The 16,946-nt window shown below is 60.9% G+C and carries 16 protein-coding genes; 9 read left to right on the top strand and 7 right to left on the bottom strand.

Annotated features, from left to right (window positions below):
- Positions 1-151 precede the first annotated feature (151 nt).
- Complete coding sequence (locus HWW87_RS02220; protein ID WP_175819067.1) at positions 152-580, bottom strand: MarR family winged helix-turn-helix transcriptional regulator; 429 nt, start codon at positions 578-580, stop codon at positions 152-154.
- Between the two features lie 91 nt (positions 581-671).
- Here HWW87_RS02220 and HWW87_RS02215 point away from each other — a divergent pair, with 91 nt between their 5' ends.
- The 5 genes from HWW87_RS02215 (at position 672) to HWW87_RS02195 (ending at position 6,323) form a co-directional block, all read left to right on the top strand.
- Positions 672-1,592, top strand: a complete 921-nt coding sequence (locus HWW87_RS02215) for a LysR family transcriptional regulator (RefSeq protein WP_175819066.1) — start codon at positions 672-674, stop codon at positions 1,590-1,592.
- 105 nt (positions 1,593-1,697) lie between these two features.
- Positions 1,698-2,129 carry a MarR family winged helix-turn-helix transcriptional regulator gene (locus HWW87_RS02210; RefSeq protein ID WP_012338530.1) on the top strand — a complete coding sequence of 144 codons (432 nt, stop codon included), beginning with the start codon at positions 1,698-1,700 and terminating at the stop codon, positions 2,127-2,129.
- Positions 2,130-2,193: 64 nt separating this feature from the next.
- A complete protein-coding gene (locus HWW87_RS02205; RefSeq protein ID WP_175819065.1) occupies positions 2,194-3,288 on the top strand; it encodes an HlyD family secretion protein in 1,095 nt (364 codons plus the stop codon).
- 13 nt (positions 3,289-3,301) lie between these two features.
- The gene (locus tag HWW87_RS02200) at positions 3,302-4,876 is read left to right on the top strand and encodes a DHA2 family efflux MFS transporter permease subunit (RefSeq protein ID WP_175819064.1); all 1,575 of its coding nucleotides are present in this window, start codon (positions 3,302-3,304) and stop codon (positions 4,874-4,876) included.
- 10 nt (positions 4,877-4,886) lie between these two features.
- The gene (locus tag HWW87_RS02195; protein WP_175819063.1) at positions 4,887-6,323 is read left to right on the top strand and encodes an efflux transporter outer membrane subunit; all 1,437 of its coding nucleotides are present in this window, start codon (positions 4,887-4,889) and stop codon (positions 6,321-6,323) included.
- Between the two features lie 46 nt (positions 6,324-6,369).
- Here the strand turns inward: HWW87_RS02195 and HWW87_RS02190 are convergent, their stop codons facing one another.
- Positions 6,370-6,801, bottom strand: a complete 432-nt coding sequence (locus HWW87_RS02190) for a TIGR02594 family protein (RefSeq protein WP_175820654.1) — start codon at positions 6,799-6,801, stop codon at positions 6,370-6,372.
- Positions 6,802-6,991: 190 nt separating this feature from the next.
- Between HWW87_RS02190 and HWW87_RS02185 the strand changes: the two genes are divergently transcribed.
- The 3 genes from HWW87_RS02185 (at position 6,992) to HWW87_RS02175 (ending at position 10,607) form a co-directional block, all read left to right on the top strand.
- Positions 6,992-7,903, top strand: coding sequence for a LysR substrate-binding domain-containing protein (locus tag HWW87_RS02185; protein ID WP_175819062.1), 912 nt, complete (start codon positions 6,992-6,994; stop codon positions 7,901-7,903).
- Positions 7,904-8,035: 132 nt separating this feature from the next.
- Positions 8,036-9,352 carry an MFS transporter gene (locus tag HWW87_RS02180; RefSeq protein WP_175819061.1) on the top strand — a complete coding sequence of 439 codons (1,317 nt, stop codon included), beginning with the start codon at positions 8,036-8,038 and terminating at the stop codon, positions 9,350-9,352.
- Between the two features lie 13 nt (positions 9,353-9,365).
- Positions 9,366-10,607 carry an amidohydrolase family protein gene (locus HWW87_RS02175; RefSeq protein ID WP_175819060.1) on the top strand — a complete coding sequence of 414 codons (1,242 nt, stop codon included), beginning with the start codon at positions 9,366-9,368 and terminating at the stop codon, positions 10,605-10,607.
- A gap of 200 nt (positions 10,608-10,807) precedes the next feature.
- On the opposite strand, the gene HWW87_RS02170 is transcribed toward HWW87_RS02175, so the two are convergent.
- Positions 10,808-11,161: a hypothetical protein gene (locus tag HWW87_RS02170; protein WP_244107121.1), complete on the bottom strand. Its 354-nt coding sequence runs from the start codon at positions 11,159-11,161 to the stop codon at positions 10,808-10,810.
- Positions 11,162-11,674: 513 nt separating this feature from the next.
- Here HWW87_RS02170 and HWW87_RS02165 point away from each other — a divergent pair.
- A complete protein-coding gene (locus HWW87_RS02165) occupies positions 11,675-13,240 on the top strand; it encodes a DUF5677 domain-containing protein (RefSeq protein WP_175819059.1) in 1,566 nt (521 codons plus the stop codon).
- A gap of 331 nt (positions 13,241-13,571) precedes the next feature.
- Here HWW87_RS02165 and HWW87_RS02160 read toward each other — a convergent pair whose 3' ends face one another.
- From HWW87_RS02160 to HWW87_RS02145, 4 genes are all read right to left on the bottom strand, one after another.
- The gene (locus HWW87_RS02160; protein ID WP_175819058.1) at positions 13,572-14,102 is read right to left on the bottom strand and encodes a restriction endonuclease; all 531 of its coding nucleotides are present in this window, start codon (positions 14,100-14,102) and stop codon (positions 13,572-13,574) included.
- Entirely contained in the window at positions 14,102-15,043 is a 942-nt protein-coding gene (locus HWW87_RS02155; RefSeq protein ID WP_175819057.1) for a hypothetical protein, read from the bottom strand. Before HWW87_RS02155 ends, HWW87_RS02160 begins: the two co-directional genes overlap by 1 nt.
- Positions 15,044-15,540: 497 nt before the next feature.
- Positions 15,541-15,792, bottom strand: a complete 252-nt coding sequence (locus HWW87_RS02150) for a PAAR domain-containing protein (protein WP_175819056.1) — start codon at positions 15,790-15,792, stop codon at positions 15,541-15,543.
- A 155-nt stretch (positions 15,793-15,947) separates the two neighbouring features.
- On the bottom strand, positions 15,948-16,892 hold the full coding sequence (locus HWW87_RS02145) for a hypothetical protein (protein ID WP_175819055.1): 945 nt from the start codon (positions 16,890-16,892) through the stop codon (positions 15,948-15,950).
- Between the last annotated feature and the right edge of the window lie 54 nt (positions 16,893-16,946).

Here is a 16,946-nt window from a genome sequence, read left to right as displayed (position 1 = left end):
AGAGGACTCTACAACTGGAAATAAAAACTGTCCAGATCACCGTCGAACCGGACGTTATTAAAACCAATTTTCACGACCCAATGCTTCGATGGCAACCAATGGCTCGAATTTCGCACCAGTTGATCGCCACACCGAACCGCCCGCCCCTCGCCTAGCGTCCCGCCGTCAGGCTGAACAGCTCATCGCGCAACGCCTTCGCGCGATCACGGCCGAACTGCGTGTCGAATTCGTCCTGCGCGGCCTGCCACGCGACCTTCGCCTGTGCGAACGTGCGCTCGCCGAGCTTCGTGAGATGCAGCGCATGCGCGCGCGCATCGTGCTCGGACGCCGCCGTCGCGACGAAACCGTCTCGCTGCAACGGCTTCAGCGCACGCAGCAAGGTCGTGCGATCCATCACGAGCGCATCGGCAAGTTCGCTCATCAGCAGGCCGGGCCGGCGTTTGAGGTTCACCATGATCGAGAACTGGGCGGGCGTGACGCCGGCCGGGGCCAGATGGCGTTCGTACAGTTGTGTGACGAAGCGCGCCGCCTGACGCAGCGCGAGGCAGTTGCACGCCTCGGAAATCGGAATGTCGTTCATGTTCGGCAATCTATATGTGCATATGCATAAAGTCAATGTACACTCCGCCGTAACGGGGCCGGCGGCCGGCCATCGCGTCAAGGAGACGGACATGGACTACATCGACAAACTGCGGATCTTCCGGTCGGTGGTGGAGATGCGCAGCTTCACGCGCGCCGCCGACATGCACGGCCTCGCGCGGCCGGTCGTATCGCGCGCGGTCGCGGATCTGGAGGCGCGTTTCGGCAGCCGGCTGCTGCACCGGACCACGCGCCAGGTGTCGCTGACCGAAACGGCCGAGCGCATCTACGAGCGTTGCGCGGCCGTGCTCGACGAGCTCGACGCGCTCGAAGTGGAAGCGCAGACGCACACGCGCGAGCCCGAAGGCCTGCTGCGCCTCGTCGCGCATACGACGGCCGCGCTGAACCGGCTCGTGCCGCTGATCGCCGGCTTCAAGGCCGCGCATCCGAACGTGCGCCTCGACGTCACGCTGACCGAGCGCCCGGTCGACCTGGTCGGCGAAGGCTACGACATCGGCATCGTCGTGCCGTACATGCTGACGAGCGAATCGACCGTCGTGCGGCTGGTCGAGCGCATTCCGGTCGTGATCGTCGCGACGCCGGCGTATCTGCAAGCGCATGCGCGCCCCGAGACGCCGGCCGACCTCGCCCATCATCCGTTCGTGCCAATCTCGCCGTCGCTGCGCCGCCCGGCGCTGTCGTTCCGGGTCGACGGCAACATGCTCACCGTGCCGTTCCGTTTCGACATCTCGTCGAACAGCCCCGTGTTCAACCGCGAAATGGTGATGCACGACTTCGGCATCGGCGTCGTCCCGAGAACGCTCGTCGAGGCTCAACTCGCGTCCGGCGCGCTCGTGCAGTTGCTGGAAGGCGCCGATCTCGTCGATGCGTTCGTCGAAATCAAGCTCGCCTACGCGAACCGCGCGCTGCTGCCCGCGAAGGTGAAGGCGTTCATCGACTACACGGCCGCGTATTGCGACCGCGAAGGCTGGATCGTTCCGGCGGCGGCGTGACCGGGCGCAAATGCGCCTTTCCGACGCCGATTGATACAGCCACGACACCAATCTGATCCCGCCGCGCCGCTCGCTTCGCGCCGCCCCGCCACCTAACATGTGCACATGCACAAGACCACGCTCACCGATGACGATTGCTTCGCGGTCCGGCAAGCCGCCCGGCGGATCTCGCAGTTCTATGAGCGTTACCTGTCGCGGGCGGGCGTCACGCCGTCGCAGTACAGCATCCTCGCGCTGCTGCGCGACCGGCCCGGCCTGACGATGGCGACGCTGTCGAACGTGCTGGTGATCGAACGCACCGCGCTGCTGCGCGCGCTCAAGCCGCTGGTCGGCGCGGCGCTGGTGACGGGCCGGATCGAGCCGCCGTGCCGCGGCCAGACGTTCGCGCTGACCGCACACGGCGAAACGAAAGTCGCCGATGCGCACGTGCACTGGCTCGCCGCACAGGAAGCGTTCGAGCGGTGCTTCGGGTCGGCGCAGGCGGCCCGACTGAGAGACGAATTGTTCCGGATCACGCACAACCTGCCGGAACGCTAGCCCCTTCCCCGATCGACACGACGATGTCGATCGTTTTGATCAGTGCATATACATAGGTGAATCGATGGATACGACCCAAGCCGCTGCCTCGTCACGCGAAGCAGCCACAACCGAGCAGCCCGCGAAACAGCAACGCCGCGTGCCGTGGATGCGCATCGCGGTGGGCGCCGTCGTCGTCGTGGTCGCGGCCGCCGCGCTCGACTGGCTGTTCGTGCTGCGCTTCCAGGAAAGCACCGACGACGCGTATGTCGGCGGCGACGTGACGGTGCTCGCGCCGAAGGTCAACGGCTTCGTCGACAAGATTCTCGTGACCGACAACCAGCGCGTGAAGGCCGGCGACGTGCTCGTGCAGCTCGATGCGCGCGACTACGACGCGAAGCTCGCGCAGGCCAGCGCCGAAGTCGACAGCGCGCGCTCCGCCGTGACCGAACTCGAAGCGAAGCAGCAACTGCAATTCGCGGTGATCGGCCAGCACGCGGCGGACAAGAACGCGTCGTCGGCCGAACTGACGCGTGCCGCATCGGACCGCGTGCGCTACCGCGAGCTCGTGAAGTCGGACGCCGTATCGAACCAGATCGTCGAGCGCGCGGACGCCGATTATTCGAAGGCCGGCGCGGCCGTCGAACGCAGCGACGCCGCGCTGCTCGCGTCGAAGCGACAGCTCGACGTGCTCGGCGCGCAGCTCGCCGATGCGCGGGCCCGCGTGAACACCGCGCTTGCGGCACAACGCGTCGCAGCGCTCAACGTCGAATACACGACGATCCGCTCGCCGGTCGACGGTTACGTCGGCAACCGCACGGGCCGCGTCGGGATGCTCGCGAACGTCGGCGTGCCGCTGCTGACGGTCGTACCGGCGTCCGGCCTGTGGATCGACGCGAACTTCAAGGAAGACCAGCTGCGCAAGATGCGCGCGGGCGATCGCGTCGACGTCGCGCTCGATGCGTCGAGCACGCGACTGCACGGCCGCGTCGACAGCGTCGCACCCGCCACCGGCGCGACCTTCAGCGTGCTGCCGCCCGAGAACGCGACCGGCAACTTCACGAAGATCGTCCAGCGCGTGCCCGTGCGCGTGCATCTCGATCCGCAGCCCGGCATCGAGCACGTGCTGCGCCCCGGCCTGTCCGCGGTCGTGACCGTGCATACCGACCACCAGAACTGAGCGGGAGCCGACGATGACCACCGCGTTTTCCGGCGACCCCGCGTCGCAACCGACCAGGCAGCGCGTATTCGCGTTCGCGCTGATGTGCGTCGGCTTCTTCATGGCGACGCTCGACATCCAGATCGTCGCGTCGTCGCTGCGCGACATCGGCGGCGGGCTGTCCGCGAGCCAGGACGAACTGTCGTGGGTGCAGACCGCCTACCTGATCGCCGAGATCATCGTGATCCCGATGTCGGGCTGGCTGTCGAAGGTGATGTCGACACGCTGGCTGTTCGTCGCATCGGCCGTCGGTTTCACGATCACCAGCATGCTGTGCGGGCTCGCGTGGGACATCAACTCGATGATCCTGTTCCGCGGGTTGCAGGGCGCGCTCGGCGCCGCGATGATCCCGACCGTGTTCACCACCGCGTTCGTGCTGTTCCCCGGCAAGCAACGGCTGATTGCATCGACGACCATCGGCGCGCTCGCGTCGCTCGCACCGGCGATCGGCCCCGTGATCGGCGGCTGGATCACCGACCAATGGTCGTGGCACTGGCTGTTCTACCTGAACCTCGTGCCGGGCATCGCGGTGGCCGCGCTCGTGCCGCGCTACGTGCATATCGACGCGCCCGATCTCAGCCTCATCAAGCGCGGCGACTATCTCGGCATCGTGCTGATGTCGGGCTTCCTCGGCTGCCTCGAATACGTGCTCGAGGAAGGCCCGCGCAAGAACTGGTTCGGCGACGATGCGATCGTGATCTGTGCGTGGATCTCCGGTATCTGCGGCTTCCTGTTCATCGTGCATGCGCTGACTGCGAAAGATCCGATCGTCGACCTGCGCGCGCTCGCCGTACGCAACTTCGGGATCGGCAGCCTGCTGTCGTTCGTGACCGGCATCGGCATCTTCGTGACCGTGTTCCTGACGCCGTTGTTTCTCGCGCAGGTGCGGGCGTTCAGCTCGCTGCAGATCGGCATCGCGCTGCTGTCGGTCGGCGCGTTCCAGTTGGTCGCGCTGTGCGCGTATGCGTTCGCCGCGCGCTACGTCAGCATGCGTGCGCTGCTCGTGTTCGGGTTGATCTGCTTCGGCCTCGGCTGCTACCTGTACACGCCGATCACGCACGACTGGGGCTGGCGGGAATTGCTGCTGCCGCAGGCGCTGCGCGGCATCGGCCAGCAGTTCAGCGTACCGCCGATCGTGACGATGGCGCTCGGCTCGCTGCCGCAGTCGCGGCTGAAATCGGCGAGCGGGTTGTTCAACCTGATGCGTAACCTCGGCGGGGCGATCGGTATCGCGGTGAGCGCGACGATGCTCAACGACCGGCTGAATTTTCATTATCTGCGGCTGAACGAGCACGTGAGCGCAGGCGAACCGCAGGTCGCGTCGCTGCTCGATCGGCAGACCGCGTACTGGGGCTCGGTGGCCGGCAATACGCTGAATACCGCGCAGGCCGGGCTCGCGAACCTGCATCGGCTGATCTATCGCGAAGCGCTGACGCTCACCTATGCGGATGCGTACTACGCGCTATCGCTGTGCTTCGTCGTCGCGCTGCTTGCCGTCGTGTTTTCCAAACCCATTACGTTGAACGCGCCGCCGCCGGACGCGCACTGAGATCATCATCATGAAAAAGCTACTCGTCGCCGTTGCCGTCAGCGTGTTCGCCGCAGGGTGTGCGGTGCAGCCCGCGCAACATCCGGCGCTGAACGAATCCGTTCAGACGCTCGCGCCCACCGCCTGGGATACCGACGTGCCGCGCGCGGACATCGACGCGGCCGCATGGTGGGCGCAATTCCACGACCCCGTGCTCGACCGGCTGATCGCGACCGTGCTCGACGGCAACCTCGATCTGCAAGCCGCCGCCGAACGCGTGAAGCAAGCGCAAGCGCTGACCGTGCAGAAGCGCGCGGTGCTGCTGCCCGAACTCGACGCGACCGCCCATGCGGCCGACGCGCGGCAGAACACGCCGCCACCGCTCGGGTATGTACGTCAGGCCGGTGCAGGGCTCGCGCTGAGTTGGTCGCCCGATGTGTTCGGCGGCGAGCGGCTCGATTTGCTGGCCGCTCAAGCGGAGTTGGTCGGACAGAAGCACGCAGAAGATGCGATGCGCCTCGCGCTTGCTGCCGATGCGGCATCCGCGTATGTCGATCTGCGCTGGGCGCAGCAGGAATTGAAGATCCTGCAGGACAACGCGAAGATCCGGCAGCATGCGCTCGAACTCACGCGCAAGCGGCAGGCGTTCGGGCTGTCGACGGAACTCGACGTGACCCGCGCGCAGAACCAGCTCGATGCGCTCGAAGCGCGGATTCCGCCGACGCAGGCGCAGATTTCGCATCAGTTGAATCTGATCGCCGTGTATTCGGGGCGGACGCCGGAATCGATCGATCGGCTTTTGCTGGCGCAGGCCGGGGAGATTCCTGCGCCGCCGATTGGCGCGCCGGGAACGTTGCCTTCGCAAGCGTTGTTGCGGCGGCCCGATGTGCTGACTGCCTACGCTCAAGTCGAGCGGCGTGCCGCGCAAGTCGGCGTGGCGAAGGCCGAGCGCTATCCGAAGTTTTCGTTGAACCTGACGGACGGGATTCTCGCAGCTTCGTATCTCGGGTTGCCGACGTTGACCGATAACCTGTTCAGCGCGGCGCTGAGTGCGACGAGCCCGATCTTCAACGCGGGGCGCATTACCGCCGATATCTCGCAGAGCGAAAGCCGGATGCGCGAATCCGAACTCGGGTTACGGCAGACGATGCTGCAAGCGCTGCGGGAAGTCGAGGATGCGCGCACGAATCTCGTCAGTTCCGATGAGGCGACGCGGCGACTCGATAGTGCATTGGCAGCTTCCGATAAAGCGCTTGGGCTGGCGAATCAGCTTTATAAGGGTGGCGCGACGGACTTTCTGGATGTGCTGTCGGCGCAGGAGGTTTATCTGCGCGAGTCGGATTCGCTCAATCAGATCAAGCGCGAGCATGCGCTGGCGGCGGTGGCGTTGTATCGGTCGCTTGGGGGTGGGTGGAGCCGGAATGACGCGGCGGGTGGGACGGAGGTGGAGGCCGTCGCGAAGAATTGAAGCCGATGCCTGATACGGATGCGGACCGCGTCGACGGCCCGCACCGTTACGCAAGCTCGGCGCCGTGGTTATCCGACATCGGCCAACGGTAGCCGATCACTTCGTTCAACGGGTACGCGAGTTCGCGCACTTCTTCCAATTGATTACCGCCGAACAGGTGGACGTATTCGGCGTCGTGACGCAGGTAGAAACCGACGTGCCCTTTCCAGCTCGTCGGATCGTCGCGCGTCAGAATCGCGATGCAGCCGTAGACCGGATGCTCCAGCGGTTTGCCCCATTCGAGCCACGAGCGTGCGAGCGCAGACCCTGTGCCGCGGAATCCGGCGTGCGCCATGCACCAGTTCACGAACGACGAGCACCAGGAAATCTTGTCGTCGTAGCCAACCAGGTTCGTCTGGTTGTTGTACTCGACGATGCGCGGATTGATGCTGCCCGGCGGGTGGCGGCGGATGCCGAGTTCGGCCAGCGCGACGGGCATCCAGGGTGGGTGGACAGCTTTCACTTTGCTCTCGGAGTTTGATAGGGTCACGTCGTTCTTGGGCACGTGTCGGTGTTGTTTCCGTCAATCTTCGCATGAATAGGGCGAGTCCACAGCGCCCTTCATGGGTTGCGATTTTCGTCGAACCCACCCGTATCATGGAGGCAGCGCCCTCGACTCCCTGCCCGCCATGCGCATCACGCCTCTCCCGCCTCTTCAGTGCCTCATCGCGTTCGAAGCCGCCGTGCGGCACGCGAGTTTCACGAAAGCCGCCGCCGAACTGCACCTGACCCAAAGCGCGATCAGCCGCCAGATCCAGCAACTCGAGGAATTCCTCGGCCGCTCGCTGTTCGTTCGCGAACACCGTTCGCTGCGGCTGACGATCGCCGGCGAGCAATACGCGGCGCAGGTTCATCATCTGCTCACGCAATGCGCGGAAGCCACGCACGACGTGATGAAACCGTACGGCGATCTCGAACTGACGATCGCGTGCTCGTCCGGCGTCGCGCTGCTGTGGCTCACGCCGCGGCTACCGACCTTTCGCGCCACGTATCCCAACATCAAGCTGCGCCTGATCGTGCGCGACGGTCTTGCATCGATGTCGCCCGCGGAATTCGACGTCGGCGTCTACTACGTGCGCCAGCAGGCGCCGGCCGAATACACCGCACGCCGGCTGTTCGACGAAGAAGTGTTCCCCGTCTGCGCGCCCGGCTATCTGGCCGGCCGCACGCTCGACGCGGCCGATCTCGCGAACGAAACGCTGCTGCGCCTCGAAGACGGCCAGCGCCAATGGATGTCGTGGTCCGAATGGTTCGACATGAACGACGTCGACCGGCAGAAGGCACAGCCGCAGGACATCACGATCAACTCCTATCCGCAGATCGTGCAGATGACGATTCTCGGTCAGGGTGTATCGCTCGGCTGGCGCTACATGATCGACGCATGCATCGAAGCCGGCCTGCTCGTGCGCGTGACGGAGGCGTCGGCGAGCCACGGCGGCGGCTATTACGTGATCTCGCCGAACGACCGCGCGCAGAACCAGGCCGCCCGCCTGTTCACCCGCTGGCTGTTCGAACAGGCGGAGCAGCAGACCGGGGCCTGAATGCCCTGCGCGCGACGCATGCGTGCAGCGCATGCAGGCATGCGAATCTTTCGTTTCAGAAAAAAATCCGGCTGTCCTTAGCATGGGATTCACGCGGGGCAGCCGTCCCGTCTTCTGACAGAGGAAGAGACCATGCAAGGAACGCTTTCCCCACGCGCCGCGCCTTCCGTCGATGCGGCGGTGCAACAGCGCCGCCGCGCCATCGTCGCGACCGTGATCGGCAACGGTCTCGAATGGTTCGACTTCACCGTCTACAGCTTCTTCGCGGTGATCATCGCGAAGCTGTTCTTTCCGACCGGCAACGAACTGACGTCCGTGCTGCTCACCGTCGCGACGTTCGGCGTGGGCTTCTTCATGCGGCCGGTGGGCGGCATCGTGCTCGGCGTCTATGCCGACAAGGTAGGACGCAAGGCCGCGCTGTCGCTCACGATCCTGCTGATGGCGGCCGGCACCGCGCTGATCGGGATCGCGCCGACCTACGAACAGGCGGGCATCGCCGCGCCGCTCCTGATCGTCGTTGCGCGGCTGCTGCAAGGCTTCTCGGCCGGCGGCGAGATGGGCGGCGCCACCGCGTTCCTCACCGAATACGCGCCGCCGGAGAAGCGCGCGTATTACTCGAGCTGGATCCAGTCGAGCATCGGCTTCGCGGTGCTGCTCGGTGCGGCGACCGGCACGTTCGTCACGACGTCGCTCGACACGCAGGCGCTGCATAGCTGGGGCTGGCGGCTGCCGTTCCTGCTCGGGATCATCGTCGGGCCGGTCGGCTACTTCATTCGCAGCCATATCGACGAGACGCCCGCGTTCAGCGCCGTCGAATCGCAGGCGAAGGAAAGCTCGCCGCTGAAGGAAGTGCTGCACACCTACCCGCGCGAGACGTTCGCGAGTTTCTCGATGGTCATCCTGTGGACCGTCTGCACCTATGTGCTGCTGTTCTACATGCCGACCTATTCCGTGCGCACGCTGCATCTGCCGCAATCGACCGGCTTCACGGCCGGCATGGTCGGCGGGCTGATGATCATGTGCTGCTCGCCGATCGTCGGGCGACTCGCCGACGCGTGGGGACGGCGCGTGTTCCTGTCCGGCTCGGCGCTCGCGATCCTCGTGCTGGCGTGGCCGATGTTCTCGTGGATCAACCATGCGCCCGGGTTCGCGTCGCTGATCGTGTTCCAGGCCGTGTTCGGCGTGCTGATCGCGACCTATACGGGGCCGATCCTCGCGGCGTTCGCGGAGCTGTTTCCGACCAAGGTGCTGTCGACCGGGTTATCCGTTGCGTACAACTTCGCGGTGACGATCTTCGGCGGGTTCGCGCCGTTCCTGATCACGTGGCTCATCGCCCGCACCGGCAGCAACATGGCGCCTGCGTTCTACGTGATGCTCGCGGCGGCCGTCAGTTTCGTCGGCACGCGCTTCGTGAAGGATGCGAAGCATGCGGCCGCAACGATTCGATAAGGATATTTCTCCCATGACCATTACCGTGCTTCAAGGCGGCAACGTGCTCGACCTCGAACGAGGCGTGTTGCTCGAACATCATCATGTCGTGATCGAAGGCGAGCGGATCGTCGAAGTCACCGATCGGCCGGTGGATTTGCCGAATGCGCAGGTGATCGACGCGCGCGGCAAAACCGTGATGCCGGGGTTCATCGATTGCCATGTGCATGTGCTGGCATCGAATGCGAACCTGGGCGCGAATGCGACGCAGCCGAATATTCTCGCGGCGATTCGGTCGCTGCCGATTCTCGATGCGATGTTGTCGCGTGGGTTTACCAGTGTGCGGGATGCGGGGGGCGCGGATTGGAGCCTGATGCAGGCGGTCGAGACCGGGCTGATTCCGGGGCCGCGGATTTTTCCGTCGGGGAAAGCGCTGTCGCAGACCGGCGGGCATGGGGATTTCCGGCCTCGTGGCGATGTGCTGGAGCCGTGCTCCTGCTGTTTCAGGACGGGGGCGATTGCGCGGGTCGTCGATGGTGTCGAAGGGGTGCGGCTCGCCGTGCGTGAGGAGATTCAGAAAGGCGCGACGCAGATCAAGATCATGGCGTCAGGCGGCGTGGCTTCGCCGACCGATCCGATTGCGAACACGCAGTATTCGGAGGACGAGATTCGGGCAATCGTTGATGAGGCGGAGGCCGCGAATACGTATGTGATGGCGCATGCGTATACCGGGCGGGCGATTGCGCGGGCTGTGCGATGCGGCGTGCGGACGATCGAGCACGGGAATCTTGTGGATGAGGCGGCTGCGGCGCTCATGCATGAGCGTGGGGCGTTTGTGGTGCCGACGCTGGTGACTTATGACGCGTTGGCGAAACATGGCGCGGCGTTCGGGATGCCGGCGGACTCCATCGCGAAGGTGGCTTCCGTGCAGCAGAACGGACGCGAGTCGCTTGAGATCTATGCGAAGGCCGGTGTGAAGATGGGGTTCGGGTCGGACCTGCTCGGCGAGATGCATGCGTTTCAGTCCGGTGAGTTTCGGATTCGGGCGGAGGTGCTGGGGAATTTGGAGGCGCTTAGGTCTGCGACGACGGTGGCGGCGGAGATTGTGAATATGCAGGGGCAGCTTGGGGTGGTTGCGGTGGGGGCGATCGCCGATCTCGTCGTGCTGGATGGCAATCCGCTTGAGGATATCGGGGTGGTGGCTGATGAAGGTGCGCGGGTTGAGTATGTGTTGCAGCGGGGAGCGGTTGTGAAGCGGGTTGCTGGCGGGCGGTGATGTGAAGCCCGGCGGATATTTCCGTAGGCGCGGTGAGGCCTCACGGGCCCTGTGGTCGTGACAGTTGTTGACGGTGGCTATAGGTGTGAGTTGCGGCGTTCGCGGCAATGGCCGGGGCGGTGCCGCCCCGGCGGTCAATCGCATTCAGGAAACGCCTGCGTTCCACTCTCTAGAGCCGCATCAAGCGGCCCTTGCAAGCGTTATAGCGGCGGCGGCACCCAGTCAGGATCGTGGTACGGCTGCTCTCGCAGCGCCAACTGGCCGTAGTCCGGCGTGATCGTGATCGTCCGGTTGGCATCGCAGACCCTCAGGTACACGCGGTCGCCCGGCTTGAATCCGAAGATCTTGAAATTGATATCGATCGCCTTCATCCACGGCAGGTACGGCCAGCCTCGCTTGGGAAGGTCCGGGTAGTTCCGCAGGACCAGCTCAAACGTCTTTTGCATGTTGACGGGTTTGTTCTTTCTACGACGTGGCTTAGTATTGGCGTCAGCCATTTCCGACTCCTGGTTCGAGTTGGTGGTGGTCAGCGGGTCGTATGGGTTGCCGCCCATGCGGCCCGCGCTTCTTTGGTACCTCGGGTTTCCCCTTCTCTCTCCCCTCTTCGCTGGGTCTTGTTGGGCAAGACGGCTTTCTTTCGACCATCGGGGCGAAGGGGACTACGTTTAACGCCCGATGGCGAGAAGCATGGCTTCATGACCAGTGTAGTCGGGCTGGCATCTCAGAAATGGGAAATTGAGGGGGATTGGCCGTTAGGCATAGGGCGTGCGCAACGCAAGACAGATGCTGCGAATTCGTAAGGTTACGTTCATGGATGTTCGCCGGATCGCCAAAGCTAAACCGAGTTGATACGATTGACCGTTACGATCCGAAGCGGTCCTTCTTGGCTTCCTAACCTCAGTGGCTGTTTCGGAGGCAAAAACGGACGGGCGTCAACTGCTCGGAGTAATTGTGTCGGTCTGTGGGTTTGGGGACCTTGTGGACATTACGACTGGTTGGATACCGTGTAGTATCGATATGAGCAGAAACCCGACCACAGGTAGCAAATTTGAGCATGGGGAAGCTAAATGAATAAAAAGAAGAGCTCGAAGCGAAAATCCAAATATCGCGACTATAACTATAGTGACCTAAGCGGACATAAACGGGACGGGACTAAACTTCGCCCACCTTTTATGCAAATGGACAAGGTGCAAATGTCCTCGTGGGCGGATGATCATCTGCCGCCGATGCTGTGGGCTGCACTGATATGCGCGGCTTTTCCGCGCGAGCAATATCTAGACTGCTTTCGTGCGATCTTGGAAAACGCCGCGAAGTGGTTCGCAGAAGGCGGAGTCGCTTTTGAGGCACCACCGCAGAATCCAAACCCAGAAGATACGGTGTATTTTTCAGCTATCCTCGATCATGAGGCGCTGGCAAGGCTACCCGACGAGCAGTTTGAGATTTACCTCCGGATTCCACTTCGACATCCTTTGGGTTACGCGGCCCTAAGACCCCTCGCTCTGCTGGATTCGCTTCCGGGAATCGATCGATGGCGTCATTTGCTAGACGTTAAGCCCGAATCAGCCGACTGGGAGACACTCGCTAGAGCGATCGGTCAATCCATCGACCACCAGTCAGAGGCTTCGACAGATATCCGATGGTTCAAGGTAATGCTTGCAATTTTGGCCGATCGAGTTCGATTCGGACCAGCCTTCGAAGAGCGCATTCGAGAATTCTTTGAATTTCCGAACAGGGGAGACATGCGCTCGGTTCGGCCCTCCATCCGATCTATGGAAATGGCCTTCCGCCGCAAACCTGGTGCGAAGTGGGTTAATGATTTCTGGCAAGAGTGCTCAGATAAGACAATCTGCCTCGATCCGACCGATCCAGCACACGGGAAATTGGCACCTACTGCCCTCGAGCGCGCTAACGTGTTATCGGTCCGCAATGACGTACTCAATCGATTCATGGAATGTCGAACGAGTGTCAGAACTGACAGCCGACTCGATTCTTCCTTCGGACTAGTGTTTTACGCACTAGCGATCCTCGATGAGATCGGTGGCGGTCAGTGTCATGAAGGCATACTCGGAAGGCTTGGCTTGCGTGCGCTGGTAGAGGCATATGTCACACTCCGTTATCTTTGCCAAAAAGACGATGAAAAACTCTGGTCTGGATGGCGTGTATTCGGCGCCGGCCAAGCAAAGCTCACTTTCCTGAAGGCGCAAGAAATAGCAGGCGATCTACCGAGTTTTATTGACGAAGATGCTTTGCATCAGATCGCGAACGAAGACCGGTGGCAAGAATATCTTGACATTGATATCGGTCATTGGGCGAGAGCAAATCTCCGGACCTTGGCAGAGCAGTGTGGCGCCAAGGAAATTTACGACAAGTATTATTCTTGGTCATCTACCTTCGTACACTCTCACTGGGGTGCCGTGAGGGATACAAACTATATTACATGTCAGAATCCTTTGCACCGCTTGCACCGTATACCCCGTGTCGTCCATCGACGTCTAACATCGATGGAGAGTGATGCTGTAACGATCGTCAATGACATGCTTCATCAACTTGGCGTTTTGTACCCTGGATCTGAACCTATTGGCAAAATAGCAATATTTTCGGAGAAAAGGCAAAGCGTTGCTCAATCGGAATAACCGCAATCCGTGTGTAACCGATCTCCACAGTTGTACGCTAGCGAAAACTCCACCTCGCAATGGGATTGTCGTGAAAACCAACCGACGGCTGACAGCTTCCGGCAGCGGAACGGCCGCGTAGACGTCGCGGTTGCAACTTGTACGAATGACGCGTGCTGGCCGACCCGGTCGGAAGCTGAGTCCGCGGTATGATCCGCCGTCGCTCGGTCCTCGTTCGGCCGCACTCCACAGCAGACACTAACGTTATAGGTGGTCGGCCATCGAACCGCGAGAAGCTGAAGGAACCGAGAAGCTCAGTTCCTCCGCGTTCCGGCTGGACGAGAAATCATTCCTAAAGCACCTTATGAACATATAAGCCGCAATAACGCTTCTTAATCAGTCTTCGAACGTCGTCAAGAGAACCAAAGGTTCGGATATCGTTCATGGTGATGACGATAACGCGGATGCCTTCTTGAAGTGCGCTCCTGATAATTCCGACGGCACCGGGTTCATCACCGTCTCCGTTAATGAAACCTCCAGTGACGCCCATGGCGGCCACAAAAATTCCCGTTGTCAGGCTGCGTCGCCTAAGTTTTCCAATGAAATTATCCAGAGCCGGGGCACCAACATTCGCGCTCCAGTTCTTACACTCTACCAATATCACAGCCTCCCAAGGGCGAAAGACCTCCTCTTGCTGAGCGTTCCAGAGCACGATATCTATTTCCTCTGACGGCATTCGAATATCGTGTTCCGTAACCTCAACGCCATCCAAGTGCTCGAATAGATAAATGGCGAGAGCCTCAAAACTCGCCCCCTTGTCTTGATTTGTAGCGGCAGCGTCCACAGCCGCTATACGGGCTGCAAGTTGGGCGGGATCAAACATCAGAACTCCCCTTCGTAGAGGAGTTCACGGATTTTTTGTTTGAACAAAAATACTAGGTCTTCCGGGTGGGATACTTGGATTAGGTCATCTCGATCCAAAGCGATAGCGTTGATCCGCTCATCCTTTCTCAGGCGAGACAGAAGTTTGCGCGTCCGCTGATCATTTTTCCCTGTTGTAGCGAGAACGACCGCCTTTAATCCACTTACTCGCGCTCGATGAAGAAAATCGGTCAGCATAACAGCGTTCATAGACCGAATTGCCTTAAGTTCAATGGCAATCGGATTTCCGAGGGCGCTCAGTTCGGAGTCTTCGCGCGAGTTCCAGATGACAAAGTCGAATCCGTCACTATGGCCGTAAGGCCGTTCCGACTCTATGACTTCCCAGCCCGGTACGGCTCGTGCGGCATCTACGAACCAACGTTCAAATCGCGCCCCTCGAGCTGCCCCCTCATATGAGAAGAGCGCACGAAAATCATCTATAACCGGCGTCGCATGTTCCGATCGAGGATATTGATCTGTACGTTCTCGCGGGCCACGGTAACCAGTGTAAAGGCGCCCCCGCCGATCTGCATCCTCGATGGCCTCGCGAATAAGGAAAGTGAGGTTTCCGACAGGATGATCGTAGGGATCAATACTTATTATGCGTTGCCCTAATACATCGGCGGGCAATGATACTGACTTGTCAGCCACGACGATTACAGGCTTTCCGGCTCCGTGCGCCAAGCCAATTTCATAGTAAAGATTACGTGAGTCTTTAGTGATGTGCGCAACGAGAACATCGACTAAATTGATTAATCCCCAAACAGCCTGCGCGACTGACTCCACGCGCCGGAAATCGTCAATAGTTTCTAAGTGATACTCGTCGGGATGCTCCAAGGATTGAAGCGCCTGAAGAACGAGGCCATGATCCCAATGGTCGGAAAGAAACCCAATGCGCTTCATTCAATAGCGTCCAAAAATAACGCAACTGCAATGTTGATAGGCATACACGGTCAGCTCGAGGTTACGAAGTGATTGCGACGTGTCTATGACTGAAGCGTCATTGTCACATGAATGACAGCTCTGGGCGGCGAAGCCTGCCGAATGACGCCCGCAGCCTGATCGGCATTATTGGACATTCGTCTAGCTCGATGAACCCGGTTGCAAACTGTCCGTTGGGGCCGTTCGAATGATAGCAATTCGTGAAGGGGAATGGCCGCTTGTGGCCAAATGCGGCCCGACGCGACCGGCTGTAGCAGACCAACGCGCATGCAAGTTCGAGCGAGAACTCGGAACCCGAACAGCAGTCGAGCCGAACAGCACCGGAAAGCTCCCCTGCCCCCCTCGAGCATACCGGACCAGATGGCGTTGTTACTAGAGCTATTCAGACCCGACAGGACTAACGAGTGCGGACGTCCGGCTGAGCATTATCGGGGAACCCGACCCTTCAGTAATCTGAATCAGACTAGGCTTGAGAGCAGGTGACATCCACACGTCGCCCGATGCCCGTGCCGCGCAATCGGGATACCGTCATCGGTCATCGAAACATCACCCTCCTCGATGACGTTCGGTGAGACACCCGGGTGCTGCGGACAAGAGACAAGGTCGCCTTTGCGAGCTACAAAGCGTCCATCGAAGCGCATCTTCGTTGAACCGGTTTCTACCTTGCCGCCGTGGTCAGTGGCATCCCCAATTCGAATCAGATTAATCACTCAGCCTCCTTAAGTCCTTGATCTCCGAAGGAGCTACCTCCGGGTCGTCCATCATTAATGTCACACCCCAAAACCGCTCAGTGCACCATCCCGAAATTCCACGTCGGCCGCCCTGAACGAGATTCATATTCGTGAGTAGAGCTTGGCAACTTGCATCATTGCTTGATCAATATCTGATCGGCTTTAATCCAACGAAGCAAGTGCTTACCGGATGCGTTAGCGTAGTCCACGTAGGCCCACCCATTCGGAGACTGCTTCAATACGGTTACGACATCATTCCGGACGAGATAGGCTCGACTTGCGGTGCCGTCGTCGGGAGCTGTGAACAGAGTCGCTTTTGCTACCGATACCGTGGCGGTCAGGCCATCAGCCACCGCTTCTTGCGCTACTGACGCACCTGCAGAGATGTTAGAGCCTTTCGAAAGCGCAGTATCGATCAGTTGCGCATCGAAGCGCGCCCCATCCGCCTTTAGAGCCGCAGCAATTTTCCGATAGGCCTCGCGATTCGTCGATGAAGGTGGGTCACACCGCAAGAGATTGTCGGCCCCTGAAGCATTGCGCATCAGCAAATGCGGGGGCTGTCCTGCATTGATGGACGCCAACTTGTTGCTTGCCGATGGACGATCGCGCGTGAGCATCATCGAAGTTTGGGAATCTGTTCCCCACTGGGCACCTTGACTCGGTTGCCATCCCGCTCCGCAAATCTCTCCGGTTTGCTCGGCCGTAATGCAACCTGTTTTTATCTCAATCATGGAACAGTACTCCCGGTTTAGTACCGTTTCCGGTTGCCCTTGCCCCGCGAACACTGTCCCTTGGTCGTTGCGCATGACGACTACATATTGACCTGAAGGGGAGATATTCCATTTGTTGGGCGGCTCCATCTGCGTTCCACCGTCGGCGTTCGGTTCACCTGCTCGTGGCAGCAAGCCAAACGTCGTTCCATTCGGAAAGGAGAAAACCGCTTTCTTCCAGGACCGACGGGGCAATGGATCTTGAGGGTTCGCCGCGTTGCTATAGATCACTGCAGCCCCGCCAGGCAATGCAAAGCGCAGAGTGGACTGTGGTGCTGCGCTTGCTAGACCCGACCAAAGCATCGTCATCGCAAGCATAGTTCCGACATGCGTGACAAGCGTGCACGGGGTACCTTCCCGAAA

This window comes from Burkholderia sp. BCC0419 (assembly GCF_902830285.1).
In the GTDB taxonomy this organism is placed as follows: domain Bacteria; phylum Pseudomonadota; class Gammaproteobacteria; order Burkholderiales; family Burkholderiaceae; genus Burkholderia.
The sequence above is the reverse complement of the archived record's forward strand: the minus strand, read 5'-3'. Positions and strand labels throughout refer to the sequence as shown.

What these genes read in the sequence shown, in the direction of transcription:
- HWW87_RS02220 (WP_175819067.1), bottom strand. Translation starts at nt 580, where the DNA reads ATGAACGACATTCCGATTTCCGAGGCGTGCAACTGCCTCGCGCTGCGT.
- HWW87_RS02215 (WP_175819066.1), top strand. Translation starts at nt 672, where the DNA reads ATGGACTACATCGACAAACTGCGGATCTTCCGGTCGGTGGTGGAGATG.
- HWW87_RS02210 (WP_012338530.1), top strand. Translation starts at nt 1,698, where the DNA reads ATGCACAAGACCACGCTCACCGATGACGATTGCTTCGCGGTCCGGCAA.
- HWW87_RS02205 (WP_175819065.1), top strand. Translation starts at nt 2,194, where the DNA reads ATGGATACGACCCAAGCCGCTGCCTCGTCACGCGAAGCAGCCACAACC.
- HWW87_RS02200 (WP_175819064.1), top strand. Translation starts at nt 3,302, where the DNA reads ATGACCACCGCGTTTTCCGGCGACCCCGCGTCGCAACCGACCAGGCAG.
- HWW87_RS02195 (WP_175819063.1), top strand. Translation starts at nt 4,887, where the DNA reads ATGAAAAAGCTACTCGTCGCCGTTGCCGTCAGCGTGTTCGCCGCAGGG.
- HWW87_RS02190 (WP_175820654.1), bottom strand. Translation starts at nt 6,801, where the DNA reads ATGCCCGTCGCGCTGGCCGAACTCGGCATCCGCCGCCACCCGCCGGGC.
- HWW87_RS02185 (WP_175819062.1), top strand. Translation starts at nt 6,992, where the DNA reads ATGCGCATCACGCCTCTCCCGCCTCTTCAGTGCCTCATCGCGTTCGAA.
- HWW87_RS02180 (WP_175819061.1), top strand. Translation starts at nt 8,036, where the DNA reads ATGCAAGGAACGCTTTCCCCACGCGCCGCGCCTTCCGTCGATGCGGCG.
- HWW87_RS02175 (WP_175819060.1), top strand. Translation starts at nt 9,366, where the DNA reads ATGACCATTACCGTGCTTCAAGGCGGCAACGTGCTCGACCTCGAACGA.
- HWW87_RS02170 (WP_244107121.1), bottom strand. Translation starts at nt 11,161, where the DNA reads ATGGGCGGCAACCCATACGACCCGCTGACCACCACCAACTCGAACCAG.
- HWW87_RS02165 (WP_175819059.1), top strand. Translation starts at nt 11,675, where the DNA reads ATGAATAAAAAGAAGAGCTCGAAGCGAAAATCCAAATATCGCGACTAT.
- HWW87_RS02160 (WP_175819058.1), bottom strand. Translation starts at nt 14,102, where the DNA reads ATGTTTGATCCCGCCCAACTTGCAGCCCGTATAGCGGCTGTGGACGCT.
- HWW87_RS02155 (WP_175819057.1), bottom strand. Translation starts at nt 15,043, where the DNA reads ATGAAGCGCATTGGGTTTCTTTCCGACCATTGGGATCATGGCCTCGTT.
- HWW87_RS02145 (WP_175819055.1), bottom strand. Translation starts at nt 16,892, where the DNA reads ATGACGATGCTTTGGTCGGGTCTAGCAAGCGCAGCACCACAGTCCACT.